Here is a 26,286-nt window from a genome sequence, read left to right as displayed (position 1 = left end):
ACGTTGGGCGCCTTCTTGGGCGCGTTGATTTGCGGCAGGGCTTCTAGCGGGTTGCCGCCCTGCGGAGCGCCGCCCGGCACATTAGCCGCCACTGGACGGCTCTGTTGCGCGACCGCCACCCCAGTCAAACCGATGCTCGCGATGATTCCCACCGTGGCGAGCACGGCCCATTCTGCGCCTTTCATTGGACGACCCCCGACTTGTCGGACGGCGCACGCCGGTTGCCTGAACCTTCCGGCGCGGCCGTCTCTTTGTGCCGCCTTGGTGACGGTCTTTATATTGCTCCCTGATTGCCTGTGTTTTTTATTCCTGCGTACTCCGTACTACCTGATGCTGTATTGCCAGGCTTCGCATGACGCGGCGTTCCTCTCTAAACGCCGTGCCGTGCATCGCCTATCTTGCACGACGATGATTGCGCGCGCTACGGCAACTTGTGCAGCACGCCGCTCAGTAGTCCCCCCGATGTACTTGCACTACCAGAACTGCTTGAAGAACCGGTGCCGCCGACCGTCGTGCCGAGTGCACCCGCTCCGGTGCCGACGAGCGCCGTCACCGGAGCGAGTAGTCCGCCTGCACCTGTGCCCCCGCCACCACCCGCGAGCGTAGCGAGCGGTCCCGTAGCCGCAGCAGTGCCTGAGCTGCCGCTACTTGCGGCACCACCTGCGACACCGGCCGCCGACGAGCCCACAGCGCTCACGCCCGAAAGCAATCCGCCCGCCACCGGCAGACTGCCGAGGCCGCCGGTGAGCGTGCCCGCGCCACCCGCGGCGCCGGAACTGCCCCCCGTGACGGTGGAGAGCGGCGTGCCGCCCAGACCGAGGCTCGCGACCGCCGCGTTGAGCGGGCCGAGCGGGCCGGCTGCGGCAGCGCCGGTCGGCGGACCGTTCCCGACGAGTGCGGTACTGCCGCCCACGAGACTCGTGATGAGGCCGGGAATCGGCGCGGCGCCGTTCGGGCCGTTCGGATTGACGAGGCCACCCGCATTGGTGACCGTGTTGCCGACGGTGCCGACCAGCGCGCCGGCATCCGCGCCGAGCGGTCCGAGCGGCCCGAGCGCGCCGCTCGCCTGCGAGCCGGCGGTGGACGACGCGACCTTCGCGCCGGCCGTCTGCAGCGCGCCGCCTACTTGCGCGAGCAGACCCGAAACCGGCACGCCGAGTCCCGTCGAGGTGCCCACTTGCTGGGTGAGGAGGCCGGCCGTGGTGACGATCGGCGTGATGGTCGTGCTGACCGGCTGCGTGGCCTGCTGTACCGGTGCGGACGACAGCACGTTGCCGAGCGTCTTGCCGGTGGCGTTCACGGCGTTGGCCGTCGTGTCGAGGACGGTGGCGACGGGCGTCGTGACAGGGGAGAGCGGCGCGAGCGGCCCGCTGCCGAGACCGTTGACCGTGGTCGCTGCGCCCTGGACCACGCCGCTCGTTGCGCTCACAACGTTGCCGAGCCCGGCTGCGGTCGTGCCGACCGGATTGGGCGTCGAGCCGGTCTGGCCGACGCCATTCGAGACGGCGTCGGCGAGTGCGCCGACGACTGCGCCGGTGCTCGACACCGCGTCGCCGAGGCCCTGGCTGACCTGTGGGCTCGTGCCCGGCACCGTGGTTGAACCGACCGCGTTGCCGAGATCGCTGGCCGATTTAGCCACCGTGCTGACCACGCCGCCCGTGCCGCTCGACGTGGTGGTGTTCCCGCCGCCGCTGTTGCTGCCCGAGCCGCCACCCGTGCCGGCGGTCGAGCCGCCGGCGCCACTGGTGCCGCCAGTGCCGGTCGCGCCTGTTGTGCCGCCTGCGCCCGAAGACGCGGAGGGTGGCGTGTAGCTGCTGCCGCCGCAGGCGGCGACGCTACAGGCCACGGCAGCGGCAAGCGCAGTCAGGCGCAGGCTGCGCACGAGCGCGGGAGTGCGATCGCGGTCGTTGTGATTTGCGGTGGAACTGGAGCTGCTGAACATGACGCTTGTCTCCTGAACTGGATCTGAAGCTGAAAGAGGTGCTGAAACGCGGTGCCGAATGGATTGCCGAGGCCGGATTGCCGAAGCGGATTACTTCTTGCTGCCGAGCAGGCCGCCAACGAGCGAGGTGAGGCCGCCGAGCGGGCTCGTTGCACCGCTGCTGGAGCTGCCGCTGCCAGTCAGCGAGGAGAGCGAGAGGCCGGGCGTCGTGCTGGTCGTGTTGCTGGTGGCCGGTGCGCTGGACGTGCCGGCGGGCCTGGTGCCTGCGCTGCTCACGGCACCTGTGACCGCGCTTGTGACCGGAGCGAGAAGATTGCTGCTGCCCGTGTTTGCGCCAATACCGACGCCCGCACCAACGCCGACTGCCGCGCCGCCACCGGTAGCACCGCCGGTCACGCCGCTCAGGATGCCCGTGATCGGCGCGAGCGGATTGCCGCCCAGCGGATTGCCGCTGCCGCTCGCCTGACCGCCAGTCAACAGGTTGCCGGCCGTGGCGACGGTCTTGCCCGTATCGGCGACGAGGTTGCCCACACCCGTCGTGACGGGATTCGCGCCGCCCGTTTGCGCGACCAGCGCACCGCCTTTCTGGATGTTGCCGCCGAGCGTCTGCAGCAGGCCCGCGACCGGCGTGCCGACGCCCGTAGGGCCGCCGACCGTCTGCGTGGTGGAGGCGAGCACCGAGGTAATCGGCGTGATAGTCGCGCTCAGTTGCTGCGTGACCTGTTGCACCGGGCCTTGCGTGAGCGCGCTCGTGAGCGAGTTGCCCGCGCTGGTGACGGCGGTGCCGATCGTGCCGACCGTGGAACCCACGGGCGTCGTGACGGCGGCGAGCGGTGCAAGCGGGCCGGCGCCAAGACTCGTGACGAGCTGACCCGTGCTGGTGACGGCATTGCCCGCGTCGCTCACGACACCGCCCGTGCTCGCGAGCGTGGTGCCCACCGGATTGCTGCTCGCGCCGAGCTGGCCGAGCCCATGGGAAACGCCGTTGCCGAGCGTGGAGACCGCGCCGCCCACGTTCTGGACGACGCCGCCAGCAGCCTGCATGGTTTGCGGGCTCACGCCGGGCAGCGTTTGCGCTGCGATCGTGCTGCCGATGCTTGTGATTGTCGAGCCGGTGTCGCTCACGACATTGCCAGCGGCGTGCGCGACGGCGCCCACGGCATTGGCGGTGACGGTCGAGCCGCCGTTGTTGCCGTTGCCTGAACCGTCTCCACTGCCGTTGCCGCTTCCGTTGCTGCCGGTGGTCGTGCCGCCTGCGCCATTTCCTGCGCCCGTGCCGGTGCCCGAGCCATTAGTGCTGTCCGCGGCGGTAGAGCCGCTGCCCGAGCCGCTGCCGTCCCCGCTACCGGTGCTGCCGCCACTGCCATCGCTGCCGCCGCTCGTTTGCAGCGTGCTGCCGCTGCCGCCCCCGGTACCGCTGCCGAGGGAACCCGAGCCGCCGCAGGCGGTCAGCGAGAGCAGCGTGGCGATGGTCGCAGCAATGGCCGTCAAGCGTGCTGCGTTCGCGATGCGCTGATTGTTCATGATGTGCCCTCGGTTCGTTATGGTGTGTTGTTGGTGTTGTGTGCCCGGTCCATCGGACCCGCGCCACCTACACTGCAACAGGCGTGCCAATGCCAGGACGCGCACGAAAACAACACTCGTTACTGTCTGGAGGGTTTCGTCTAATCAAGACATATCAAGTGCTTGCGAATGCTTTTGTAGAACGAATGACGGGAGCTGAAACGGGGCGTTACGTGATGCCGCGTGTTACGTCACGTAACGCGGAGAGTGCGGTGTTACGGGCGTTGCCGTAACAAAAGAGAAAAAAAGCATTTGCCAACATAAGGGTAAAGACACGGCACCCGCATGGAGACTGGTGAAATGCGCAAACGTTAAAACTCGGTGAGTTTTTCGAGTCTTGACTAGTGGCGTTATGGTTTGCCCGAAGTAAACAGTAAAACGCGCATGCCGATAATGAAGTTATGACTTTGGTATTTGAGTAACGATCGATTGCGTTACGCAAAGCGTTACGCTATAAAAACGCACAGACAAAAAAATATAAAAGAGAGCCTGGCGTGAGCATGTTCGAGGGGCGTGCCTGCGATTGGGCCAAAACGTTGGCGGACTGACATGACAGTTCGTGGACCGGATGCATTGGCGCAATTCAAATAGCATGCACTGCGCGCGCCGGTGCAGATCAGCGTGAAAGCACAAAGAAGAGAGAGGGCCGAAATGAACAAGCTGTTAAAGCGTTTCGCCAAGTCGGAAGACGGGGTCACGGCGCTGGAGTACGGGCTTATTGCGGGAGTTATTGTGATAGCTGTTGCAGCGACCGTTCCCGCTATTGGTGGTTCGGTTAAAGATTTGTTTACCTCCGTCGAGACAATGGTAGGGGGCGCTGCGACTGCGGCTAAGGCAGCTGCGGCAAGCGGCTGATCGGGCGTTTCAAATAACGCTCAACATCGCTCACTAACTGGTTTCCAGCGCGCGCTCGCATGCGAGCGCGCGCTGGATAGTTGCGCGCGCATTGTTCTCGATGATTCCATTCTATTTATCCAGCCTCGTGTTCGGCGCGTGGGCTGTGGCCGTTGCTGTGTGCGACTGCCGCTCGCGCCGCGTGCCAAACGCTCTTGTGGGCGCAGGGTTCGTCGCCGCACTGACGGCCGCGCTGCTGCACGCAGGCCCGGCACATCTCGGTATCGGTCAGGCGCTGGCTGCCGCCGCCGTTGGGCTCGCCGCGCTCATGCCGTTCTTCGTGCTCGGCATGATGGGCGCGGCCGACGTCAAGGTCTTCGCGGTGCTCGGCGCCTGGTGCGGGATGCAGCCGCTCGTGGGCCTGTGGGTCGTCGCGAGCCTCGCGGCGTTCGTGCACGCGCTCGCGATGTTGATTACGCTGCGCGCACGCGCGCATGTCGCTATGGCGCGGCCAGCGCGGCCAGCGCGGCTCGTTACCGAGGGTGCGCAACGCGGTACGCCGTATGCCGCGTGCCTGAGCGTGCCCGCGCTCGTCTGGCTCGCGCTTCAACTGATGTCCGGGTGGCCTTGATGATTGCGCGAGCAACGAACGTCCGCGCAATTCTCGCGCGAGCAAGGCGTGGCAAACGTGCGCAACGCGGCACCGCTGCAATCGAGTTCGCGCTCGCGTTCCCGCTTTTCTTCGCGATCCTCTACGGGATCGTCATGTACAGCATGATTTTTCTCGTGCAGCAAAGCCTGACCTCGGCCGCGGCGGAAGGGGCGCGTGCGGCGCTCGTCTATCAGAACGGGGCCAATCCCGCTTCGGCGCTTGCGAGCCGCGCACAGGCGGCCTGCACGCGGGCGCTCGCTGTTGTGAACTGGCTCACGCACGCGCCGCAATGCACGCAGGCGGTCAACACCGCGCCGGCGGGGTGCGCCGAGAACACGGCAATGGACTGTGTCCAGATCACGCTCACCTACCCATGGAGCACCAATCCGCTGGTGCCTCCACTGCCGCTCATGGGGCTGCTCGCGCCATCGTCACTCGTAGGCCGGGCCACCGTGCAAATCAGTCCGGAGAATCTCTTGTGAAGCTTTCGCACCGTGGATGACCGCTCATGGCCAATCTGACCAAACTCACCGCAGCACTCCTGATTGCGGGCGCGCTCGTGCTCGGGCTGCTCGCGTGGACGCTGGCGCGCCGCCCGCCGCCGCCATCCGTTGTTGTCCCGCCGCCGTCTTCCACGCGCTCGCTCACGCCGGTCGTGGTGGCTACGCGCGCACTGTCCGCGGGGCAGCCGATTCCCGCTGACGCACTGCGCGTACAGCCACTGCCGATTCATCCCCAGGGTGCCGTGAGCGATAGCTCGCTGGTCGCGGGCCGTGTGCCGCTCGCCGATATTGCCGCCGATGCTCCCGTGCTCGATCAGCAGCTTTCATCCAGTCTCGCCACGAGTCTGGCGCCTGGCGAGCGCGCCGTGGCCGTGCGCGTCGACGAAACCAACGCGGTCGGCAACGCATTGCGCGCGGGCAACTACGTCGACGTGTTCTTCACGTTGCGTCGCGACGGCAGCGGTATGAACGGCGGCGAAATCGGCCGCACTCAGGCGCGTCTCCTGATTTCGAAGGCGCGCGTGCTGGTGTTCGACGCACAGCCCAACGCGCAGGGCAATGCAACCGCGCAGCGCACCACCAACTTCGGCACGCAGAACGCGGCGCCGCGCACGGCGGTGCTGGCCGTGCCGGTGACCGAAGTCGACCGGCTGGCCCTCGCTCAAAGCCATGGGCAACTGATTTTCGCGCTGCGCAACCCGGCCGACGACGATCAGGTGGATCCGGCCGCGTTCGGTCCGCAGCCCGGCGTGCTCAAGGTGGTCTCGCTCACGGCGCCGGATGGGTCCACGCGCGCGGCGGCAGGCGTCGCGCTCGACCAGCTTGCGGGCAGCGGCGTGCCGCGCGAGACGGTGCCGGTGGCCTCGGCCGCGCCGCGCCGCGCTGACGCGGCCGCCCGCGGTGGGCTCGAAGTGATACGGGGCGGGCGTGCCGAAACGCTCGCCTGGTAATGAGGTATGGGATGCATGGAATGCACGGTGTGCATGAGCGCGCGGCGCTCGAGCCGCCCGCAGGTTGCGCGGACCTGGCCGCATACGAGAGAAGCAGGAACACGATGACGATAACAAGGACTTTCGCCGTGGCTGTGGCCGCAGCATGCGCGGGCGCTCTCGTGCTCGCCGCCGCGCCCGCATGGGCGGCACCGCCTGCACAGGGGCGCGCGGCATACGCGCGAGATGCAGCGGACGGTTTGGCGCCCAGCGTCGATATCGCCGTGGGCGAGCAGCGCACGCTGCCCGTCACCGGCTCGCTCACGCGCATTGCCGTGGGCGATCCGTCGGTGGCCGACGTGCTGGTGATACGCGGCGACCGGCGCGGCGGCGTGCTGCTCGTCGGCAAGGGTGCGGGCACAACGAACGTGATGCTGTGGGAAGGCAGCGGCGCGCCGCGCACGCTCACCGTCAACGTGACGACGAACGCGGCGCGCGCACTGCTCGGCGCCGATACGCCGGATGTGAAGGTGTTGGGCGACACGGCGCTCATAACCGGCGACGCCGCGACGATGGAGCAGCACCAGCGCGCGGTGGCCGCGGCGCAGGGCTCGATCGGCAAGGGCAAAAGGGAAGGTAAGGACGGCAAGGATGCGAACGTGCTCGATACGTCGAGCATCGCCACGCGCGCGGTCGTGCAGGTGGACGTGCGCGTGGTCGAGTTCAGCCGCAGCGTGCTCAAGCAGATCGGCTTTAACTTCTTTCGCCAGAACAACGGCTTCGCGTTTGGCTCGTTCACGCCGACTTCGCTCAGCTCGGGAACGCTCACCTCGGCGGGTACGGCGGTCCAGGCCGCCTTGCCGATCATGTCCGCGTTCAATCTCGTGTTCGCCTCCGCCACGCACGGCCTGTTCGCCGACCTGAGCCTGATGGAGTCGAACAACCTCGCGCGCGTGCTCGCCGAGCCCACGCTCGTCGCGCTCTCGGGTCAGAGCGCGAGCTTCCTCGCGGGCGGCGAGATTCCGGTGCCGGTGCCGCAGGCCCTCGGCGCCACGGCGATTGAATACAAGCCCTACGGCATCGGGCTCTCGCTCACGCCCACGGTGATCTCGCCGCAGCGCATCGCGCTCAAGGTCGCGCCCGAGGCGAGCCAGCTCGACTTCGCAAACGCGGTGACGATCAGCGGCGTGTCCGTGCCCGCGATCACCACGCGCCGCACCGAAACGACCATCGAACTGGGCGACGGCGAGAGCTTCGTGATCGGTGGGCTGATCGATCGCGAGACGGCATCGAATGTGAACAAGGTGCCGCTGCTGGGCGACTTGCCCATCATCGGTACGTTCTTCAAGCAGTTGAACTATCAGCAGAACGACAAGGAACTGGTGATCGTCGTGACGCCGCACCTGGTGTCGCCGCTCGCGAAGGACGCGAAGCTGCCCGCCACGCCCGGCGAGCTATCCGAGCAGCGCAATGGGCACGTGTGGCGCGCGCTGCTGGGCGGTGCGGCGTCGCGCGATCCGGTGCCGGGATTTTCGCCGTGATGCAGTGGGTCGTCGGTTCCGCTCCCGGCGCGGCGTGCGGCGTGCGTCGCATGCGCGAAAGCGCGCGTCCGGTGGCAATCGCTGCGCGAGCAGCAAAAGGAGAGCATTCATGAACGCGAGATCGCACGTGCCGGCTGAACGCACGATGACGGATTCGTTCGTCTTCGCAACGGCCAATGACGCGAACGCGCGTTGGGTCGAGCACATGCTCGGCCCGGTGGGCAAGGTGACGACGGTCGCGCTCGATGCGGGGCTCGTCGCGCAGCAGATCTCGCAGAGCATGCCTTCGCTGCTGCTGGTCGATTTTTCGCGGGGACGCTCGCTCCACGGCGGCCAGGCGCAGGGCAACGCCGCGAGCGCCGTGGCGGCGGCTGCGCATGCGGCGTTTCCGGGCTTGCAGATCATCGCCGTGGGCACGCTCGCCGAGCCGGAGAGCGCCATTTCGGCGCTGCGCGCGGGCGTGCGCGATTTCGTCGATACGGGCGCAGATACTGAGGATGCCTTAAGTACCGTGCGCCAGGTGCTGGACAACCGCGTGGAGCCCGTGAGCCGGCACGGCCGCCTCACGGTGTTGCTGGGCGCGCGTCCCGGTGTGGGCGTCACCACGCTCGCGGCGGGCCTGGGTGTGGTGCTCGCGCGCAAGGGCGCCGCGCTGAACCGGCACACCGCGCTGCTCGACCTCGGCTTGCCGGCCGCAGACGGCGCACTGCTCCTCAACGTGGGCAACGGCTTCAGTTTCGTCGATGCGATGCACAACCTGCGCCGCTTCGATCAGACCTTCGTGCACACCGCGCTCGCGCGCCATGAGAGCGGCCTCGCGCTCACCACGCTGCCTGCCGATCTCGGCGCGTTGCGCGAAGTCTCGTATCAATCGGCGGCGGCGCTGCTCACGCGACTGCGCGCGTTCTTCGATCAGCAGCTCGTCGATCTCGGCGGCTTCTCGAACGTGGAGTTCGTCTTCGAGATGGCGCGCGCGGCGGATCAGGCCTGGCTCGTGTGCGACCAGAGCGTCGCGTCGATCGTCGCGGCGTCGCGCCAGCTCGAAATGCTGCGCGACGGTGCCGTCGACAATGCCAACCTGCGCCTCGTGATCAACCAGTACGAAGCGGACATCGACCTGAGCGCGGCGCAGATTGCCGAGCGCCTCGGCATCGAACTCGCGGGCGTGCTGCCCGCGCGCCGCGTGGCGCTGTGCCAGGCCGCGAACCGCGGCCATCTGCTCGTCGACAGCGCGCCGCGCGACCCATACGTGCGTGCGCTCGACGCGCTCGCGGCGCAACTCGACGGTCTGCGCACGCCGGTTCCGAAGAAGTTCGACGCGCTGCGCCGACCCCTGCGCGGTCTTTTCCAACACTCATCGAAGCGTTCGTAGATCATGCCGGATAACATCCAGTTTGCCGATGACGCGCCCTTGTTCGCGCATAGCCAACAGTTCCAGGACATCAAGAACGCGGCGCACGAACATCTGCTGACCCGCATCGAGGAGCTTGGCGCCGAATTCGGTCGCTGGTCGCGCCAGGCGATCAACCAGTTCGTCGATCTGGAAATAGACAGCTTCGTGCGGCTGCGCCACATTCCGATCAACGAGAGCGAGGTGCGCGCGATCGCCGGGGCGCTCACCAAGGAGCTCGCGGGCTTCGGGCCGATCGAGGACCTGCTCGCCGATCCGGCCGTCGAGGACATCCTCATCAACGGCTATAGCGACGTGTATGTGTCGCGGCACGGCATTCTCTCGAAGATTCCTGTGCGCTTCTCCGACAACGCGCACCTGCTGCGCATCGTGCGGCGCATTCTTGCGCCCATCGGGCGGCGGCTGGACGAATCGAATCCGATGGTCGACGCGCGCCTGCCCGACGGCGGGCGCATCAATGTCGTGATCGAGCCGCTTTCGCTCGCGGGGCCCATCGTCTCGATCCGCAAGTTCCGCAAGGATCCGCTGCGCCCCGACGATCTGCTCGGCAACGGCACGTTCGGCGTGGAGATCGGCGCGCTCTTCGAAGCGGCGGTGCAGGCGCGCTGCAATATCCTCGTTTCGGGCGGTACGAGTTCGGGCAAGACATCGCTCCTGAATGCGCTGGCGTTTCATATTCCCGAGATCGAGCGCGTAGTGACGATCGAGGACACCGCCGAGCTCTCGCTCAATCACCCGCATGTGGTGCGGCTCGAAAGCCGGCCTGGTGGCTTCGACGGGACGGGCGTGGTGACCATTCGCGATCTGCTGCGCAATACGCTGCGTATGCGACCGGACCGCATCATCGTGGGCGAAGTGCGCGGCGGCGAAGTGCTCGAAATGCTGCAGGCGATGAACACCGGCCACGACGGGTCGATGGCGACCGTGCATGCGTCGTCGCCGCGCGAGTGTCTGTACCGGCTCGAAATGCTCGCGGGCTTCGCGGGCTTTCAGGGCACCGAAAGCAGCCTGCGCCGGCAGATCGCCAACGCCGTCGACTTCATCGTGCAGATCGGGCGGCTTTCCAGCGGGCGCCGCCGGATTCTTTCGGTAACCGAAGTAACGGGACTCGCGGACAACATCATCGCCACGCAGGAGCTGTACCGCTACGAGCCGGTCATGAACGCGGACGGCGAGGAGATCGACTGCTGGGAGTCGCTCGGCATTCATCCGCATTCGCCGAAGCTCGCGCGCTTTCGCCAGGCGCTTGCGGCTTCGTCGAATTTCGGCTTTGGGGGCGGGCGCGACGGGGGCTTCAATGTCTAGCGCGATCGCGCTTATCGCGGCGCTGGCGCTGCTGTTCGCCGCCGCCGGACTGATGCTCTGGCAGCAGGCGCAGCAGCGCGCCTCGCGTGAGCACGTGACGCGTTTCGTCGACAGCCGGGTGAACGCCGCGACCCAGGCCACGGGGGCGTCGGGCATGCGCGTGGCGGCCGGGTCCGGGGCGTCCCGATCCGGGGCGGCCAGGCCCGCCGGCGCTTCCAGGCCCGATGAAGTCCGCGCGGCCTATGTGGGCGGAAACACCGCCACGCGCGGCGGCGCGCTGCCGTTGGCGGCGACCCAGCCGCAGGGCTGGCGCGCTCGCGCGACGTTCGCGCTTCAGGGCATGCTGAGCCGCGCCGGCATCGTCGATGTGCGCAAGCCGTTTGTGTTCGTCGGCTTCATCGCGATTGCCCTGACGCTGTGGGCGTTCGTGCTCGGCGGCGGCCCGGCGGCGCTCGCCGTGCTGGTATTGATGGTAGCGCTGGTGGCCTTCGTGCTTTCGGTGCGCATGCAGCGGCGACGCACACGGCTCGTCGCGCAATTGCCTTCGTTTCTCGACGGCATCGTGCGTCTGATCGTGCTCGGCAACAGTGTGCCAGCCGCGTTCCAGGCCGCGCTGCCCACCACCGAGGCGCCCCTGCGCGAATGTCTCGATCACGTTTCGCGCATGCTGCGCGCCGGCGTCGAGATCGATCGCGCGCTCGGTCACGTCGCGCGGGTCTATCGCGCGCGCGAACTGGAGTTCGTGGGCGCCGTGCTGCGCCTTTCGGTGCGCTACGGCGGCCGCGCCGACGTGATGCTCGAACGCATGGCGACGTTCATGCGCGATCTCGAGCAGGCGCAGCGCGAGCTGGTCGCGATGTCGGCGGAAACGCGCCTTTCCGCATGGGTGCTCGCGCTGCTGCCGCTTGGCATTGCCGGCTTTCTCATCGTGACCAATCCGCAGTATTTCGCGTCGATGTGGAACGACCATTCCGGGCGCCTGCTCGTATACGGGGCCATCGGTTTGCAGATGACGGGCGCTTATCTGCTGTACCGGCTCACGCGGTTCAAGGGGGCGCTGTGAGCGCGCATGGCCTCGGTGCGCTGGCGCTGCTGCTCGGCGCGCTCGGCCTCGCATTGCTCGCGGCGCTCGCGTGCGCACGGCTCGTGGCCGCGCGCAAGAGCGCGCGCATGCTCGAGCAAGCCATGGCGAACTATGGATCGCAGGCGAGCGTGCAAGGCATGGCCGCTCTCGATGCACGTGCTGCCGCCGTGCGTGCTGGTGCGCCGGTTAGTGCGTCTGTTGGTGCGTCTGTTGGTGCATCGGTCGGTGCGTCCGCTGGCGTGTTCACTGGTATGTCCGCTGGTTCATCGATGGCGGGCTCCGCTAGCGGCGCACACGGCGCGCAGCGCGCACCGGTTGGCATATCGGGCGGTACGCAAGGCGGCGCGGCAGCGTCCCGAAGCGCACAGGGCGGTGCGGCAGCGCACGGCAAGGGCGGCGCTGCAACCATCGACGCACTCCTGGGTGCGCCACGACGCTCCGGACTCCCAGGCATGATCGACGCGCTCGGTGCTGTCGGTGCCCGCTGGCTCGAAACATCGGCGGGCAAGCTGATTGTCGCCGACGAAGACCGACGCCTGCTCGACCAATGCGGCTATGCCGACGCGCGTGCGCGCGGCCTCTATTGCATCGTCCGCATCGTGTGCGCGGCCGCCATGGCGGGGCTGGCAGCGTGGTACGGCATCGCGCACGGCGCGCGGCCTGTGGCGTGGGCGGGCGGCGGCCTGCTGCTCGGCTTTTTCATGCCGAAGTTCGTGGTGCGCCGCCGAGCGCGTGCACGGCTCGACGCCGTGGCCGATGAATTGCCGATGCTCGTCGACCTGCTGCGTCTGCTGCAGGGCGTCGGGCTCTCGCTCGACCAGAGCATGCAGGTGATGATCAACGAGTTCCGCCTCGTGCTGCCCGTGCTCGCGGGAGAAATGGAGATCGCGCAACGGCAGTTCGTGGCGGGCCGCACGCGCGAGCAGTCGTTGCAGCGCATCGCGTCGATCTACGAAAACGAGGATCTGCGCGCGGTGATCCGGCTGCTCGTGCAGGTGGACAAGCACGGCGGCGCGGTACAGGAGCCGCTCAAGCAATTCGGCGACCGGCTGCGCGAAGTGCGCCGCGCGGTGTTGCGCGAGCGTATCGGCAAGCTCACCGTGAGGATGACCGGCGTGATGGTGGTGACCCTGCTGCCCGCGCTGCTCATCGTCACGGCGGGGCCGGGCGTGATCGCCGTCCTGCATTCGCTGGCGTCGATTCGTCATTGAGGCGAAGTGTGAAAGTGCGATCGAGTCATGAACACGGCGGGGTGTTTAGAACCATCATGAAGAATGTCATTGTCGACACGGCAGCGGCGTGCAGGCCGGCCGCGCGCCGCGCGCTGGCGGCCCTGGCCTGCACGGGGCTCGCAGCGCTTGGCGCGTGCGGGACGCCGCAGGGCTACGGCGTCGGTCCGCAGGCGCAGGCCGACATGCAGATGCGCGCGAGCACCCACGATCCCGCGCCGGACACGCCCGGCATGTACCTCGGCCTGATCTCGCGCATGCAGACCGAGGGGCTCTATTACGCATCGCTCGCGCACATCGACGCCTTCGAGCGCCAGTACGGCGCCACGCCCGATTCGATCCTGCTGCGCGCCGACGCGCTGCGCGTGACGGGGCAGGCGGGCGCGAGCGCGGCGGCCTACGCGCAGTTGCTCAACACGCCGCTCGCGGCGCGCGGCCATCGCGGACTCGGTCTGCTCGCGGGCGCGGCGGGCGATTTCCGCAAGGCTGCGCAAGAGTTGGGGGACGCCTCGCGGCTCGACCCGACCAACGCGGCCACGCTCTCCGACCTCGGCTATGCGCTGCTGCGCGACGGGGACGTGGCGGGCGCGCGCGTGCCGCTCCTCGAGGCGCTGGAGCTGGATTCGCACAACGAGAAGATCGTCGCGAACGTGGCGCTGCTGTTCGAGGCGAGCGGCAACGACGCGGATGCGCAGGCGCTCATGGCGCATCGGGGCCTGCCTGCGCAGACCCGCGCGGCGGTCGCGCGCGATGCGCAGAAGGTGCGCGAAGCGCAGCGTGCGCGAGAGGTAGCGCAGCGGCGCGAATCGCAGGAGCAGGCCTCGCTGCGCGTCGCGCAGCGCGCCGCGGTGCCGGCGCCGCGCGCGCTCGCAAGCGCCCAGGACAACTGGCGCGGCGGCGATGCGCAGCCGCGCCTGGTGGATCGCTTTGCGCCGTAACCGCGCCGTAACTGGACCGCAACGAGCGACATGTGGAACATGCAGGACCGGCCCGGCGTGCCACGTCCGCGCAACACGAGGAATACGATGAAAGCCAGTCAACTCCAGGATGCGCGCTCTGCCGCGCGTCGCGTCGCCTCGGCGGCTTTTCGGGGGCGTCGCCATCGCGCCGCGACCGCTGCAATCGCCGCCATTGCTGCTCGCGCGGCTTTGGTCATGGCGTTCGCGGCGCCGGCTGTGCATGCCCAGAGCGTGGACGCGCAGGCCTCCGGCGAGCGCGTCCGGAACAGCGAGATCGGCCATTCGACGCGGGCCTGGCTCGATCTTCAGCGCAGCAACGCCCAGGCCGCTCCGGCGTTGCCCATGCTCGGCGCCGAGGCGGGCTACGCTTACCGGCGCTACATGAAATCGTTCGACACGAACATCCCGGCAAGCTTTGGCTCGACCATCCAGACGGGCAATGGGCAGGGCGGTGGAGCTGGAACCGCAGCCCCGGGCGGGGGAGGCGCGTACTGAGATGGTGTCGCGCTTACGCCAGCCGGCGCGTGTCGGTGTTCCAGACACTTCCGGTCTACCCGGTGCTCACGGTGCTCTCGGTGTCCCCACGGCGCAGCCGCGCCGGTCGGCCCGCACACGTGCGCGGGCCAGCGCGCTTGCACGGCGCCAGCGCGGCTCGCTCGCGTTGATCGCGGTCATCGGGCTCCTGGTTGCCGTGGCGGCGCTGGGCGTGCTCGACGTGGCGAATCTCTATCTCGCGAAGCGCTCGCTGCAGAACGTCGCCGATCTCGCGGCGCTCGCCGCCGCGCAACAGATGGACGACCCATGCTCGCAGCCGCTCGTGACGGCGAGCGCCAATGCGGCGAGCAACGGCTTCGTGGCGAGCGGCACGACGCGCACGCTCGCCGTCACGTGTGGACGCTGGGACTCGAACGGCAATGGCGGCATGACGTTCGTGAGCAACGGCACGCCGCCGCTCAACGGCGTGCAGGTGAGCGTCACGAATACCGTGCCGTATTTTTTCCTTGGGCCGGCGCACCGGATCGCGGCGAGCGCCACGGCCAAGGCGTCGGTGATTGGCTCGTTTCAGGTCGGCACGTCGCTGGCCCAGGTGAACCTGCTCAACGGCATGCTCGGGGCGCTGCTGGGCGGCACACAGGTGCAGCTCGACGCGGCCTCGTGGAACGGCCTCGCGAACGCCAATGTGAAGGTGGCCGATCTCGCGGCCGTGGCCACAGCGGCCGGAACCTACGATGGGCTGCTCGCCACGCAGGCCACGGTCGGCGATCTTGCCACCATTCTGCTCAACGCCGTTGGCCGGGACGGTGCGCTCACGGCCGACGTCTCTGCCGCGACAAGCGGCCTGAAAGCGGTGGCCGCGCTTGTTCCGCAGGGGACGCTCAAGCCCATCCAGCTTGCGGCGCTGTCCGGCTCGCCCGCCTTGCTGCAACTCGGCGTGGCCAACGCCGAGTACGCGGCCGACGCCAGCGTCAACGTCCTGCAGATGCTGATCGCCGGCGCCGAGATTGCCGCCGCGGGCAATGCGCCGGTCACCTTCAACCTGGACACCACGGGCTTGAGCGGCGTTCTGCCCGTGAGCGTCGCGCTCACGTTGCAGGTGATCTCGCCGCCTTCGATCGCCGTGGGCGAGCCCGGCTATATCGAGGGCACGAGCACGTGGCGAACGCAGGCTCAGACCGCGCAGATCCTGCTTGGCGCGAACGCCACGATTTCGACCACGAACACGACGACCTCCTGGCTCGGTATCCCTTACGTCCTCGACGTGAGCGTGCAACTGCCGCTCTACGTGGTCGCGGCGCAGGGACAGGCGTGGCTGCAGTCAGCGCAGTGCGCGGCCAGCAAGGCGGCGAGCACGCAGACGATCGGCGTGCAGACCGGGCTCGCCAATATCTGCATCGGTACGCCGCTCGCGAACGGTGTCAGCGCGACGGACGTCAGCGGCTTTAGCTGTAGCAGCACGAACGCCCGCTGGAGCGTGGCGAGCGTGTCGTTGCTCAATACGCCCATCGCCACGGTGAGCGCGCCGTCGGTCGGCGTGCCCGTCGTCAATCCGTCCAGTGCGACCTTGATGTTCGACGGCAATGGCAACCCGATCAACGGCAATTCCGTCAATTCGAATGCGCTCGGCGCCGTGCTCGACAATTCGCTTCAATCGACCGTGACCACGTTAGGCCAACTCACCGAGAGCAACAACGGCTTGAAACTGACCTTGCTGTCGGGGGCGCTCGACTTGTTGCTCGGGAGCGTCATCGGCGGAGCCGTCGGCGGGCTGGTCGATGGCCTCGTCATGCCGGTCGTGACGGGCGTACTCGGCAACACGCTGGGCCCCGTGCTCAAAGGTCTCGATGACATCATCCTCGGCCCCTTGCTGCAACTGCTCGGCGTCCAGCTTGGCGTCGCGACCGTGACCGACTATCCGCTCACGTGCGGTGTTGCAACACTCGTTCAATAAGAAAACCCCACGATGCGAACCACCACCCCCATCGAGGAACTCGATCTCTACGTCTGGGAAGGCAAAGCCGATATCGTCGAGCGCGTCGCGCGCTGCATGGCGAGCCTCGACGTCGAGGTGACCCGCGCCGACGACACCGCCGTCTCGCCACAACGCATCGCCGCGCGCGCGTCGATCGCCATCGTGAGCGTGAGCGTGATCGACACCGGCGCGCTCGTGCTGCGCGACTGGCAGGCCACGCACGGCATGCCCGTGATCTGGGTCGGCGCGGCGCCGCGCGACAACGACCCGGCCATGTATCCCGCCGAGTATTCGTACATCTTGCCGCTCGACTTCACCTGCGCCGAGCTGCGCGGGCTCGTGTCCAAACTCGTCGTGCAACTGCGCGCGCATTCGGCCCAGACGGCGGGTGCGGACATGCTCGTGGCCGAGTCCGAGAGCATGCGCGCGCTGATGAATGAAGTGGACACCTTCGCCGACTGCGACACGAGCGTGCTCGTGCACGGCGAGACCGGGACCGGCAAGGAGCGCATCGCAGAACTGCTGCACCGCAAGCATGGCCGTTACGGCACGGGGCCGTTCGTCGCCGTGAACTGCGGCGCGATTCCCGACGGCCTGTTCGAGTCGCTGTTCTTCGGACATGCGAAGGGCTCATTCACGGGCGCGGCGCTCGCACACAAGGGCTACTTCGAGCAGGCCGACGGCGGCACGCTATTTCTCGACGAAATCGGCGACCTGCCGCTCTACCAGCAGGTGAAGCTGCTGCGCGTGCTGGAGGACGGCACGGTCACGCGCATCGGCTCGGCCACGCCGCTGAAGGTGGATTTCCGCCTCGTCGCGGCCACCAACCGGCAACTGCCGCAACTCGTGAAAGAGGGCGGCTTTCGCGCCGACCTCTATTACCGGCTTGCCGTGATCGAGCTGCTTGTGCCGTCGCTCGAAGAGCGCGGCGCGGTGGACAAGATCGCGCTCTTCAAAGCTTTCGTGGCGTCCGTGGTGGGCGGCGAGCGCCTCGATGCATTGCCGGAGCTGCCTTACTGGCTGGCCGACTCGGTGGCCGCGATGCGCTTTCCGGGCAATGTGCGCGAGCTGCGCAACCTGGCCGAACGGGTGGGTGTGACGGTGCGGCAGATGGGTAGCTGGGACGCGCCGCGCCTGCGCCGGCTTCTGGCCGGCTCGGGCGGTGCCCAGCCCGCGGCGGCGGAGGCGGTGGCGCCCGTCGTCGATCGCAGCAAGTGGGACATGGCCGAGCGCAGCCGTCTGCTGGCGGCGCTCGATGCAAACGGCTGGCGCCGCAAGGATACGGCCCAATATCTGGGCATCAGCCGCAAAGTATTGTGGGAAAAAATCCGCAAGTACCAAATTTTCGACGAGGAGCCCGCAACCGGTGAAAGTGAGTAATAATTGTGCGATTTTGTAAAATCATACAAAAACTGTACAAATCAGAGGCTTCATGAACGACAAGTGGAGAGTTCGACAAGTCGCGTTCGCTGCACTGATGCTGCTAGGGGGTGTGGAAGCCGGCTGCGCGCAATCACTGCCTGATCAGGCTGCGCAGGCAGCAGCAGCGCCGGCGACGGGGCAAGCAAAGGCGCAGGCCACGGCAAACGTGGCAATGAATACGGCGGCGGCTCAAGACCCGGCGGCTGCGGCTGTGCAGCCTCAAGCGTCGTCGGCGGCGCAGCCTTTGCCCGGCGCGCCGGTCGCGCTTACGCCCGAGGAGGCGCAGCAGAACGCAGCCGGCAATGTGGCCGAGTTGCAGCAGATGATCCGCGGCTCCGATCTCAACGAACTGCGCACGACCTACAACGGCACTTATGGCGCGAGTCTCCTGTTCCAAGGCAAGGAGATGACCTATTACGTGACGCTATTCCAGAACAAGACGTTCTGGCGCGTGATCAAGACCAGCGACGAGACGCGTGCCGAGGCGATCTATCGCGACTTTGTGCAGAGGACGCTCCAGTTGTCGGATGTCGAGATCCGGCGCACGCGCCTCGAAGCGCAAAAGGCGTTCACGGCGCGCATGATCGCGCTGACGCAGGATCACGCCAAGCGCCTGCAGGCCGACCTCGCGATCGCTCGCCAGCAACAGGCGATCGTCGCGGATCAGCAGAAGCAGACGCGCGCTCAGGCGAATGCGCTCCAGGTCGAGAAGACGGCCGCACAGGATCAACTGCGTGCGGTGCAGCGCCAGGTGCAACAGCTGCAACGTGAGGTCGAGGGCGGCTTGCCGGTCCGGTAAGACCTTAGCGGGGCACCGGATGGGGCACCGGTTGGGGGCGGAAATCCGGCCTCGTCGATGCGGGCCGGCGCAATGGCCGGTCGTAGCAGCAAGGCAGGATGGGAAATGAAGGCGGGCGTCCATGACGTGCCGCCTTTATTGTTTTTGGGCGGGATATTCCGCGTTCAGCGCTTGCCGTGACGATGCGTGTCGCGGCCTTTTTTCGCGTCGTCGGCGGGCTTGGGTTTGGAAGGGGGCGGGTCGACCGCGATGGGGTCGCTTGCCGGGAAAGTCTCTTCGAGCGCCTCGTCGAGCGCGTCTTCCTGCGAGGGCTGAGAGGGCTTCGGTTTGGATGGGCTCATGGCGTTCTCCGGGCGAAGGGGGTCGCTTTCAGAATAACGCAAAGGGAAAAATCATGAGCGCGTGGCCGCGTCCGGCACGCATGTTTCCGGACGCGTGTGCAATTCGGAGCACTCCAGACCACGGATGAGAACGAGCGCAAGCGCGCGGCGCGCGCTTGCACATCGTGAGATCGGCCGTTGCTGAAAAAATGTGCGCGGCACGCACACGCACGGCTTAGCTGTTGTTCGAGCCTTCGCCGCCATTGCCGCCATTGCCGCCGTTGTTCACGGAGCCGTAGAGCCGGCGGCGGCGCGTGACGACCACCGGGCCGTCCTGGGCCGGGCGCTCGGACGAAGCGGGCGCCGACCAGGATTCGCGCGGCTCGCGCTCCCGGGGCTCACGCGATTCGCGAGGCTCGCGCGATTCGCGCGGACCATGGCCGCCATAGCTGCTATGCGGGCCGCGGCTCGTGTGCTCGCCGTGCGAGGGGCGCGGCGTGCGCGGACCCGGACGCGTGCCGGTGTCGAGCTGGATGGTGGAGATGGCGCGTTTGTAGATGCCTTGCAGGCCGACAGGCGTGCGCAGCATCACCAGATACTGATCGAACGACTCGATGCATCCAGTCAGGCGAATGCCGTTGACCAGATAGATTTCGACACGCTTGCGCTCTTTGCGCGCGGCGTTCATGAAGTCGTTTTGCGGGTGCGATTCTGCGGAAGGCATGGACGAATTTTGACCAGGCGGCTTAATGCCGCAATTCATTTGGAAACGTTTGCTCGCCGGAATTCTACCTTGTGCCGGCAAAGCGCGCGTGCGTTGGCATACTTTACTGCAGAACTATACCGGCTCGCGGTCGCGGCCGCAGTATTGCCAGGCGGGCACGGCGCATGCCCGCGAAGGTTCATGAAAGCGGGGCTCGAACTGTGAAGATTGCACCGGGTCGCCGGGATACGGTCGGTTAGATGCGGTTGCGTTGGCCGCGCCCGCGGCGCATACGTTCATAGCGTAGTGCAAAGCGTGGACGAATGTGTCGCGGATTTCGATGTATTTGCGCGTGAGCGTATCGGACCTTTCCAACGTCTTACTGCTTTGCGATTGTCCGGTGTTGCACGTTTGCGTTCCGTGCGGCGACGCACGGGTACATCTACAAATAGTTGGCGCGAATCAGGAATAAGGCTCCGCTGCGCCGCGTTTATCTCCATGTCGACGCCAGAGCGATTCACGACGAGCACGACGATCGCAATGAGCCGTATGCGACGTTCGTCACGCGCCGGCAGTTCGCTTTTCCCAGCTAATGCAGGCTAATGGCCTGGCGGGCTTCCTGGTGGGTTTCTTGCCCGGCCTTCTCACACGGGAGATGACCATGAAACGGTTCCGTATTGTTCTTGCTTGCCTTGTCTGCTTGACGATGGCCGCGGTATCGGGTTCGGTTACCGCGTGCAGCGACATGAATTCGGGCAGCGGCAGCATGTCGAACAGCTCCGGCGGTTCGTCGGGCGGCGGTTACTGATTTGCGGCATTGACAGCGCCACCGGGTGCCGCGCGCCATGCTGCGCCGACCGTCCGCGGAGTTCGAAGCGCAAGTGGTCGCGCAGCTCGCGCCCATGCGCCGCTACGCGCGTGCGCTCACCGGCGATGGCGCCTGGGCCGACGATCTCGTGCAGGACGCCGCCGAGCGCGCGCTCTCGCGTGCCTCGTCGTTTCGGCCCGATAGCAATCTGCGCGCCTGGTTGCTGACGATCCTGCGTCACATCTATATCGACCAGTTGCGCGCCCGGCGCGAGATTGCGGTGGATGACGAAAGCGCGCCTTGGCGCACGCTCGAAGCGCCGCACGGGGAGGTCGACGGCCTCGTGCTGCGCGATCTGCAGCGCGCGCTCTATCTGCTTCCCGCCGCGCAGCGCGAGGTGCTGTTACTGGTATGCGTGGAGGAACTGAGCTATCAAGAGGCGTCGACGGTGCTCGGCGTGCCGGCGGGTACCGTGATGTCGCGTCTTTCGCGTGCGCGCGAGCATTTGCGCGTATTGCTCGACAGGGGGCCGGTGCAGGATCCGGTGCGGCGTGCCGCGCCGCTCAGGGTGGTGGGGACGACGCGATGAACGACGACGAACTCGAACGCGAGCGCGCGAGCGCACATCCCGCACCGGCCGCTTTGCCCGATGGTGGGGGACCGTCTGGCCCGGTGCCGCCGCAGGCCTCTGCGGCCTTCGCGGCTTTTGCGGATTCCGATGCGGATCTGGCCGCGCTGAGCGCCTGGCTCGACGACGAATTGCCCGCCGACGCGCGCGCGGCAATACAGGCGCGGCTGGCGACCGACGAGCACGCCGCGCAGCGCGTCGCCGCCTGGCGCGCGCAGAAGGCCGCGTTGCAAACGCTCTGCCGCGCCGGCGACGAGGCCGATTCGCCCGGTTACGTGGTGCTGAGGCGGCGCGATCCGTGGTGGCGGCGCGCGGGCCTCGCGGCGGCGTGGGCCGTCGTGGGTGCGGGCTTCGCGATGGCGGCGGGCGCGCTGATGCCGCAATGGCTCCCGGATGGCGCGTGGGCCACGCGGGGGAATGCGGACGCGGGCCGTAGCTTCGCGCTTGATTCCCTTCGTGATTCCGCACATGACTCCGCGCGTGATTCCGCACATGACTCCGCCCAGGACTCCGCATTTCTCGCGCGCGACGCGCAAGGCTTCGCGCGACGCGCCGATGTTGCCTATGCCGTGTACTCGCCTGAAGTGCGTCATCCCGTTGAAGTGGGCGCAGCGGACGAGGCTCATCTAGTCGCGTGGCTTTCGAAGCGGCTTGGCACGCAACTCGCCGTTCCGCCGCTCGGTGAATACGGCTATGCGCTCGTGGGCGGCCGGCTATTGCCGGGCGCGGCCGGTCCAGCGGCGCAGTTCATGTATCAGAACCACGCCGGGGCGCGGCTCACGCTCTACGTGAGCGCGTCGGGCCGTGATCGCGATGCGGTGCATCTGCTGAGCGATGGCAGCAGCCGCACCTTCTACTGGAGCACCAAAGGCATGGGCTACGCGCTCTCCGGCCCGGCTTCGGAGGCTCGCCTGCGCACGATCGCCTATGAGGTGTGCGGCGCGCTCGGCGGCACGCCGGCCCAATGGTGATGGGCGGTGAAAAGCGGTGAAAAGCGGCGGTGAATAGCGGCGGTGACGAGCTGTGAATAGCGGCGATAAACGGTGAAAAGCAGCGACAAACGCGCGATGGAAACGGAGCGAACGGACACGACGGCTCGCGTGCTGCCGCCCGGCATGAGCGCGGCGCGTTTCGCGCGTGCGCTTGCTGCGTTCGAGGCCATCGTGGGTGCGCCCAACGTCTGCCGTGGGGGCGCCGCGCTCGCGCCGTATTTCGATCCGTTCGCGCCCGTCGGGGATGCGAATACATTTGCGCCTTCGGCGGCGCTCCTGCCGGCCGACGTCGATGAGATCCGCGCGATCCTGCGCGTGGCCAACGCGGCACGCGTGCCGCTCTGGACCGTCTCCACGGGCCGCAACTTCGCCTACGGTGGCGCAGCCCCGCGCCTCGCGGGATCGGTCGTGCTGGACTTGCAGCGCCTGAACCGCGTGCTCGCCGTGGACGAGCGGCTCGCGTGGGCGCTCGTCGAGCCCGGCGTGAGCTACTTCGATCTCCATGCGTATCTGCGCGAGCACGGCCTAAAGCTGTGGGTCGATCCGCCTGCGGCGGGCTGGGGCAGCGTGATCGGCAATACGCTCGAGCGCGGCTTCGGCTACACGGCCTATGGCGATCATGCGGCGGCGCAGTGCGGTATGGAGATCGTGCTTGCCAATGGCGAGATCGTGCGCACGGGCATGGGCGCGCTCGGGACGGGCACGGCGTGGCAGCTCTACAAACCGGGCTACGGGCCGTCGTTCGACGCGCTCTTCACGCAATCGAACTACGGCATCGTGACGAAGATGGGGCTCTGGTTGATGCCGGCGCCGCCTGCTTATGTGATCGGCGAAATCCAGTTTGCGCGCGAGGACGATCTGGGCTTTATCGTCGATACGCTGCGCGGGTTGCAACTGGGCGGCACGATCGCACAGCACGCGGTGATCGAAGGCGCGATCCGCCGCGCGGCCAGCATGGCGCCGCGTGCGCGCTGGTACGAGGGCGACGGGCCGATGCCCGAGGCGGCCGTTGCAGCCATGCAGCGCGATCTCGATGTTGGCCGGTGGAATCTGCATTACGCGCTCTACGGCGAGCCCGAGGTGATCGAGCTACAGCGTCGCATCGTCGAGCGCGCGTTCGCTCAGGTGCCGCACGCGCGCGCGTTCGCAAAGCGCTATGCGGGCAGCGAGGAACCGCAGGGCGGCGGCGACCGCAACATGGCCGGCATTCCTTCGATGAGCGCGTTTCGCATGCTCGACTGGCGCGGTGGCGAGGGCGCGCATGTGGACTTCTCGCCGCTGTGTCCCGCCGATGGCCGCGACGCGCTGCGCCAGTACGCGCTCGTGAAGGCGCGCGCGGCGGAATATGGCTTCGATTACTACGGCGGATTCACGGCGGCGGGGCGTTGTCTGCATCACGTGTTCGCGGCGATCTTCGCGCGCGAGCGGCACGACGATGCGGCCCGCGCAGGCGACCTGCTGCGCGCGTTGATGAGCGATGCGCGCGCGGCCGGCTATGGCGTGTACCGCTCGCATCTGCTTTACATGGATTACGCGGCGGCGCAGTACGACTTCAACGATGGCGCGCTGCTGCGGCTCGCGCAAACGGTGAAGGACGCGCTCGATCCACAGGGCGTGCTGGCGCCTGGCAAGCAGGGTGTGTGGCCGGCGGCGTGGCGCGCCATGCGCGGCTATACGTGATGCGTATCCACCTGCGCGAAGCGGGCACGGAAACGAGGGCGACGCGATGAACCGGCGGGTCTTTCTTCACGTAGCGGGTGGGGCGCTTGCGGCGGCGTGGGCTGCAAGCGCCGCAAAAGTCACGACGCGGCGGTGGCCGCCCGGCGCGCTGCAAGGCGCCGGGCAAGAACCGGTACAGGCGCCGATGCAAACGACCCAGCAAACGACCCGGCAGACGTCGATGCAAAATCCGGTGTGCATGGCCGTCTACGATCCGACGCTTGCACGGGGCAGGGCGCTCGCGAGAGAAGCCGCGCGGATGGGTGTGTCGGCGTTCGCACTCGGAGCGCAATTCGGCGACGACATCGGCATGCTGTGGCACGCACAGCTTGCACGGCGCCTAGAAACCGGCACGGAAGGCTCCGCCGTTGCGCACTATATGCTCTGCGCAGTACGTGCCTCCGATCGCTTCGTGCTGGAGCGTCTCACGGCGCCGCGCGGCTGCATCGTGCTCGATGGGCTCGACATGCTCGACGCGCAGCAAACTTAAGCCGCGCCCGCCTTGCTCATGCCTTGCCTATTTTGGCGATCTCTTCGTCGCGCAATTCGCGGCGCAGGATCTTGCCGATATTGCTTTGCGGCAGCGTCTCGCGAAACTCCACGAGGCGCGGCACCTTGTAGCCCGTGAGCTGCTGGCGGCAGTACTGGATCAGCGCATCCTCGGTGAGCGTCGGGTCGCGACGCACGATAAACACCTTGACGCGCTCGCCCTGCACGAGATCCGGCACGCCGATGGCCGCCACCTCGCGCACGCCCGGATGCCGCGCGATCACGTCCTCGATTTCGTTCGGGTACACGTTGAAGCCCGAGACCAGGATCATGTCCTTCTTGCGGTCGATGAGGCGGATATAGCCGCGCGCATCCATGATGCCGATGTCGCCGGTCGCCAGCCATCCGTCGTTGACGAAGACGCGCGCCGTCTCGTCGGGGCGCATCCAGTAGCCCTTCATGACCTGCGGCCCCTTTACGCAAAGCTCGCCCGGCTCGCCGAGGTTCGCCCACGTGCCGTCGTCGCGGCGAAAGCGCACTTGTGTGGACGGCGCGGGTAGCCCGATCGATCCTTCGAAATCCTTAAGATGATCGAGGTCGACCGGATTCATCGCCACGATGGGCGAGCATTCCGTGAGCCCGTAGCCCTCGATGATCGGCTTGCCGGTGACGGCCTTGAAGCGCTCGGCGATGGCATGCTGCGTGGCCATGCCGCCCGCCATCGCGAGCTTGAGGCCCGAAAAATCGCGCTGGCGGAATTCCTCGTTATCGAGGAAGGCGTTATAGAGCGTGTTGACCGCGCTGATGCAACTGAACGTTTCGTGACGCAGGATCTTCATCACGCGCTTCATGTCGCGCGGATTCGCGATCAGGATGTTGCGCCCGCCGATCGCCATAAAGATCAGTGCATTCACGGCGAGCGAGTAGATGTGATAGAGCGGCAGCGGCGTGAGGATGGTCTCGGTCTGGCTTTCGAGCTGCCCGGCAATCCATCCTTTCGCCTGGATCACGTTCGCGAGGATCGTGCCGTGCGTGAGCATCGCGCCTTTGGCCACGCCCGTGGTGCCGCCCGTGTATTGCAGAAAGGCGAGATCGTCGAGCTTTGCGGTAACGCTCGCGCGCGGCGCGCGGGCGCCCTGCGAGAGCGCGTCGAGCAAGCGCACCGGGCGCACGCTGGGCGGCAGCCGGTACGCGGGCACGAGCTTCTTCACGTGGCGCAGCATGAAGTTGATGAAGCGGCCCTTGAGGTTGAAACCCTCGCCCAGCAGATCGCCCAGTTGCGTGATGACGACGCGCTCGATGCGCGTGCCGGGCAGTGCGTTTTCAAGCGTCTTCGCGAAGCTCTCGAACACGACGATGGTTTGCGCGCCGCTGTCCTTCAACTGATGCGCGAGCTCGCGCACCGTATAGAGCGGATTGACGTTCACGACGACCGCACCGGCCTTGAGCGCGCCAAATAGCGCGACGGGATATTGGAGCGTGTTGGGCAGCATGATAGCCACGCGCTCGCCGGGCTGCACGCCCGCGCCCTGCAACCATGAGCCGAAGGCGGTGGCCTTGCGGGCGAGCGCGCCGTAGGTCATCGGCGAGCCGGCGCTCACATAGGCCACGCACTCGCGAAAGCGGGTGGTGCAGTCGTCGAAGAACTGGATGAGCGAGGCGTACTGCGTCACATCGACTTCGTGCGGGACGCCTGGCGGATACGAGGTATACCAGACACCGTCAGTATCGGGGGGAGACCCGGGGGCAGACGCGGAGGCAGACGCGGAGGCAGCCGGATCCACCGGATCGGCTACCGGCTGATCAAGCGGTGGCGTGGCGGCTTGCGCGCCGGGTTCGGTGCGGGTCTGCGCAACTCCGCGCGGCGGCGGTTGTGGCGTGTCGTTCATTATCGTTCTCCGGGCGTAACGTGGGTCCGCCGCAATGCACAGGGGCACAGGGCTGCGGGCACGCGTGGCGCGTCTGGCTTGCACGACGCATACAT

At 67.3% G+C, this 26,286-nt stretch carries 24 protein-coding genes and 1 pseudogene; 18 read left to right on the top strand and 7 right to left on the bottom strand.

Annotated features, from left to right (window positions below):
• The 3 genes and pseudogenes from L5014_RS11320 to L5014_RS11310 form a co-directional block, all read right to left on the bottom strand.
• Positions 1–185 (bottom strand): annotated as a pseudogene (locus L5014_RS11320) (hypothetical protein); the annotation flags it as partial.
• A 236-nt stretch (positions 186–421) separates the two neighbouring features.
• Positions 422–1,942 carry a collagen-like triple helix repeat-containing protein gene (locus L5014_RS11315; RefSeq protein ID WP_238463702.1) on the bottom strand — a complete coding sequence of 507 codons (1,521 nt, stop codon included), beginning with the start codon at positions 1,940–1,942 and terminating at the stop codon, positions 422–424.
• 90 nt (positions 1,943–2,032) lie between these two features.
• The gene (locus L5014_RS11310) at positions 2,033–3,466 is read right to left on the bottom strand and encodes a collagen-like triple helix repeat-containing protein (protein ID WP_238463701.1); all 1,434 of its coding nucleotides are present in this window, start codon (positions 3,464–3,466) and stop codon (positions 2,033–2,035) included.
• A gap of 690 nt (positions 3,467–4,156) precedes the next feature.
• Between L5014_RS11310 and L5014_RS11305 the strand changes: the two genes are divergently transcribed.
• The 14 genes from L5014_RS11305 (at position 4,157) to L5014_RS11240 (ending at position 18,643) form a co-directional block, all read left to right on the top strand.
• The gene (locus L5014_RS11305; RefSeq protein WP_238463700.1) at positions 4,157–4,360 is read left to right on the top strand and encodes a Flp family type IVb pilin; all 204 of its coding nucleotides are present in this window, start codon (positions 4,157–4,159) and stop codon (positions 4,358–4,360) included.
• Between the two features lie 100 nt (positions 4,361–4,460).
• Complete coding sequence (locus L5014_RS11300; protein ID WP_238463699.1) at positions 4,461–4,970, top strand: A24 family peptidase; 510 nt, start codon at positions 4,461–4,463, stop codon at positions 4,968–4,970.
• A complete protein-coding gene (locus L5014_RS11295) occupies positions 4,970–5,473 on the top strand; it encodes a TadE/TadG family type IV pilus assembly protein (RefSeq protein ID WP_238463698.1) in 504 nt (167 codons plus the stop codon). Before L5014_RS11300 ends, L5014_RS11295 begins: the two co-directional genes overlap by 1 nt.
• Before the next feature lie 26 nt (positions 5,474–5,499).
• A complete protein-coding gene (gene cpaB / locus L5014_RS11290) occupies positions 5,500–6,444 on the top strand; it encodes a Flp pilus assembly protein CpaB (protein ID WP_238463697.1) in 945 nt (314 codons plus the stop codon).
• A 104-nt stretch (positions 6,445–6,548) separates the two neighbouring features.
• Positions 6,549–7,964, top strand: a complete 1,416-nt coding sequence (locus L5014_RS11285; RefSeq protein WP_238463696.1) for a type II and III secretion system protein family protein — start codon at positions 6,549–6,551, stop codon at positions 7,962–7,964.
• Between the two features lie 109 nt (positions 7,965–8,073).
• On the top strand, positions 8,074–9,336 hold the full coding sequence (locus L5014_RS11280; protein WP_238463695.1) for a P-loop NTPase family protein: 1,263 nt from the start codon (positions 8,074–8,076) through the stop codon (positions 9,334–9,336).
• Positions 9,337–9,339: 3 nt separating this feature from the next.
• Entirely contained in the window at positions 9,340–10,680 is a 1,341-nt protein-coding gene (locus tag L5014_RS11275) for a TadA family conjugal transfer-associated ATPase (RefSeq protein WP_238463694.1), read from the top strand.
• On the top strand, positions 10,673–11,743 hold the full coding sequence (locus L5014_RS11270; RefSeq protein ID WP_238463693.1) for a type II secretion system F family protein: 1,071 nt from the start codon (positions 10,673–10,675) through the stop codon (positions 11,741–11,743). Before L5014_RS11275 ends, L5014_RS11270 begins: the two co-directional genes overlap by 8 nt.
• Positions 11,740–12,975: a type II secretion system F family protein gene (locus L5014_RS11265; RefSeq protein WP_238463692.1), complete on the top strand. Its 1,236-nt coding sequence runs from the start codon at positions 11,740–11,742 to the stop codon at positions 12,973–12,975. Before L5014_RS11270 ends, L5014_RS11265 begins: the two co-directional genes overlap by 4 nt.
• Positions 12,976–13,031: 56 nt before the next feature.
• Entirely contained in the window at positions 13,032–13,931 is a 900-nt protein-coding gene (locus tag L5014_RS11260) for a tetratricopeptide repeat protein (protein ID WP_238463691.1), read from the top strand.
• Between the two features lie 87 nt (positions 13,932–14,018).
• Positions 14,019–14,447 (top strand): DUF3613 domain-containing protein, encoded by a 429-nt coding sequence (locus L5014_RS11255; protein WP_238463690.1) that lies wholly within the window; start codon positions 14,019–14,021, stop codon positions 14,445–14,447.
• A 166-nt stretch (positions 14,448–14,613) separates the two neighbouring features.
• A complete protein-coding gene (locus tag L5014_RS11250; protein ID WP_238463689.1) occupies positions 14,614–16,401 on the top strand; it encodes a TadG family pilus assembly protein in 1,788 nt (595 codons plus the stop codon).
• A gap of 12 nt (positions 16,402–16,413) precedes the next feature.
• Positions 16,414–17,802, top strand: a complete 1,389-nt coding sequence (locus L5014_RS11245; RefSeq protein WP_238463688.1) for a sigma 54-interacting transcriptional regulator — start codon at positions 16,414–16,416, stop codon at positions 17,800–17,802.
• Positions 17,803–17,854: 52 nt separating this feature from the next.
• The gene (locus tag L5014_RS11240; protein ID WP_238463687.1) at positions 17,855–18,643 is read left to right on the top strand and encodes a DUF2968 domain-containing protein; all 789 of its coding nucleotides are present in this window, start codon (positions 17,855–17,857) and stop codon (positions 18,641–18,643) included.
• A 164-nt stretch (positions 18,644–18,807) separates the two neighbouring features.
• Here L5014_RS11240 and L5014_RS11235 read toward each other — a convergent pair whose 3' ends face one another.
• The 3 genes from L5014_RS11235 to L5014_RS11225 all read right to left on the bottom strand — a co-directional run bounded on the left by L5014_RS11235 (position 18,808) and on the right by L5014_RS11225 (position 20,434).
• Positions 18,808–18,984, bottom strand: a complete 177-nt coding sequence (locus L5014_RS11235) for a hypothetical protein (RefSeq protein WP_238463686.1) — start codon at positions 18,982–18,984, stop codon at positions 18,808–18,810.
• 214 nt (positions 18,985–19,198) lie between these two features.
• Positions 19,199–19,687 carry an RNA chaperone Hfq gene (hfq, locus tag L5014_RS11230; protein WP_238463685.1) on the bottom strand — a complete coding sequence of 163 codons (489 nt, stop codon included), beginning with the start codon at positions 19,685–19,687 and terminating at the stop codon, positions 19,199–19,201.
• Positions 19,688–20,227: 540 nt separating this feature from the next.
• On the bottom strand, positions 20,228–20,434 hold the full coding sequence (locus L5014_RS11225; protein ID WP_238463684.1) for a hypothetical protein: 207 nt from the start codon (positions 20,432–20,434) through the stop codon (positions 20,228–20,230).
• A gap of 77 nt (positions 20,435–20,511) precedes the next feature.
• On the opposite strand from L5014_RS11225, the gene L5014_RS11220 reads away from it, so the two are divergent.
• The 4 genes from L5014_RS11220 (at position 20,512) to L5014_RS11205 (ending at position 24,303) form a co-directional block, all read left to right on the top strand.
• Positions 20,512–21,063 carry a sigma-70 family RNA polymerase sigma factor gene (locus L5014_RS11220; RefSeq protein WP_238463683.1) on the top strand — a complete coding sequence of 184 codons (552 nt, stop codon included), beginning with the start codon at positions 20,512–20,514 and terminating at the stop codon, positions 21,061–21,063.
• Positions 21,060–22,073: an anti-sigma factor family protein gene (locus L5014_RS11215; RefSeq protein WP_238463682.1), complete on the top strand. Its 1,014-nt coding sequence runs from the start codon at positions 21,060–21,062 to the stop codon at positions 22,071–22,073. The genes L5014_RS11220 and L5014_RS11215 overlap by 4 nt, the downstream gene beginning before the upstream one ends.
• 96 nt (positions 22,074–22,169) lie before the next feature.
• Positions 22,170–23,774 (top strand): FAD-binding oxidoreductase, encoded by a 1,605-nt coding sequence (locus L5014_RS11210; RefSeq protein WP_238463720.1) that lies wholly within the window; start codon positions 22,170–22,172, stop codon positions 23,772–23,774.
• A 46-nt stretch (positions 23,775–23,820) separates the two neighbouring features.
• On the top strand, positions 23,821–24,303 hold the full coding sequence (locus L5014_RS11205; RefSeq protein WP_238463681.1) for a hypothetical protein: 483 nt from the start codon (positions 23,821–23,823) through the stop codon (positions 24,301–24,303).
• A 16-nt stretch (positions 24,304–24,319) separates the two neighbouring features.
• On the opposite strand, the gene L5014_RS11200 is transcribed toward L5014_RS11205, so the two are convergent.
• Entirely contained in the window at positions 24,320–26,191 is a 1,872-nt protein-coding gene (locus L5014_RS11200) for an AMP-binding protein (RefSeq protein ID WP_238463680.1), read from the bottom strand.
• Positions 26,192–26,286: the final 95 nt, after the last annotated feature.

This window comes from Paraburkholderia tagetis (genome assembly GCF_022213065.1).
Classification (GTDB): Bacteria; Pseudomonadota; Gammaproteobacteria; order Burkholderiales; family Burkholderiaceae; genus Paraburkholderia; species Paraburkholderia tagetis.
This window is presented reverse-complemented; position numbering and strand designations above follow the sequence as displayed.

Bases quoted from the DNA above. Each gene is read 5' to 3' on its own strand.
- L5014_RS11225 (WP_238463684.1), bottom strand. From the start codon at position 20,434: ATGCTGCCGCTGCCCGAATTCATGTCGCTGCACGCGGTAACCGAACCC.
- L5014_RS11310 (WP_238463701.1), bottom strand. From the start codon at position 3,466: ATGAACAATCAGCGCATCGCGAACGCAGCACGCTTGACGGCCATTGCT.
- L5014_RS11260 (WP_238463691.1), top strand. From the start codon at position 13,032: ATGAAGAATGTCATTGTCGACACGGCAGCGGCGTGCAGGCCGGCCGCG.
- L5014_RS11305 (WP_238463700.1), top strand. From the start codon at position 4,157: ATGAACAAGCTGTTAAAGCGTTTCGCCAAGTCGGAAGACGGGGTCACG.
- L5014_RS11275 (WP_238463694.1), top strand. From the start codon at position 9,340: ATGCCGGATAACATCCAGTTTGCCGATGACGCGCCCTTGTTCGCGCAT.
- L5014_RS11315 (WP_238463702.1), bottom strand. From the start codon at position 1,942: ATGTTCAGCAGCTCCAGTTCCACCGCAAATCACAACGACCGCGATCGC.
- L5014_RS11235 (WP_238463686.1), bottom strand. From the start codon at position 18,984: ATGAGCCCATCCAAACCGAAGCCCTCTCAGCCCTCGCAGGAAGACGCG.
- L5014_RS11285 (WP_238463696.1), top strand. From the start codon at position 6,549: ATGACGATAACAAGGACTTTCGCCGTGGCTGTGGCCGCAGCATGCGCG.
- L5014_RS11270 (WP_238463693.1), top strand. From the start codon at position 10,673: ATGTCTAGCGCGATCGCGCTTATCGCGGCGCTGGCGCTGCTGTTCGCC.
- L5014_RS11215 (WP_238463682.1), top strand. From the start codon at position 21,060: ATGAACGACGACGAACTCGAACGCGAGCGCGCGAGCGCACATCCCGCA.
- L5014_RS11240 (WP_238463687.1), top strand. From the start codon at position 17,855: ATGAACGACAAGTGGAGAGTTCGACAAGTCGCGTTCGCTGCACTGATG.
- L5014_RS11245 (WP_238463688.1), top strand. From the start codon at position 16,414: ATGCGAACCACCACCCCCATCGAGGAACTCGATCTCTACGTCTGGGAA.
- L5014_RS11295 (WP_238463698.1), top strand. From the start codon at position 4,970: ATGATTGCGCGAGCAACGAACGTCCGCGCAATTCTCGCGCGAGCAAGG.
- L5014_RS11280 (WP_238463695.1), top strand. From the start codon at position 8,074: ATGAACGCGAGATCGCACGTGCCGGCTGAACGCACGATGACGGATTCG.
- L5014_RS11210 (WP_238463720.1), top strand. From the start codon at position 22,170: ATGGAAACGGAGCGAACGGACACGACGGCTCGCGTGCTGCCGCCCGGC.
- L5014_RS11300 (WP_238463699.1), top strand. From the start codon at position 4,461: ATGATTCCATTCTATTTATCCAGCCTCGTGTTCGGCGCGTGGGCTGTG.
- L5014_RS11205 (WP_238463681.1), top strand. From the start codon at position 23,821: ATGAACCGGCGGGTCTTTCTTCACGTAGCGGGTGGGGCGCTTGCGGCG.
- L5014_RS11220 (WP_238463683.1), top strand. From the start codon at position 20,512: ATGCTGCGCCGACCGTCCGCGGAGTTCGAAGCGCAAGTGGTCGCGCAG.
- hfq (WP_238463685.1), bottom strand. From the start codon at position 19,687: ATGCCTTCCGCAGAATCGCACCCGCAAAACGACTTCATGAACGCCGCG.
- L5014_RS11200 (WP_238463680.1), bottom strand. From the start codon at position 26,191: ATGAACGACACGCCACAACCGCCGCCGCGCGGAGTTGCGCAGACCCGC.
- cpaB (WP_238463697.1), top strand. From the start codon at position 5,500: ATGGCCAATCTGACCAAACTCACCGCAGCACTCCTGATTGCGGGCGCG.
- L5014_RS11255 (WP_238463690.1), top strand. From the start codon at position 14,019: ATGAAAGCCAGTCAACTCCAGGATGCGCGCTCTGCCGCGCGTCGCGTC.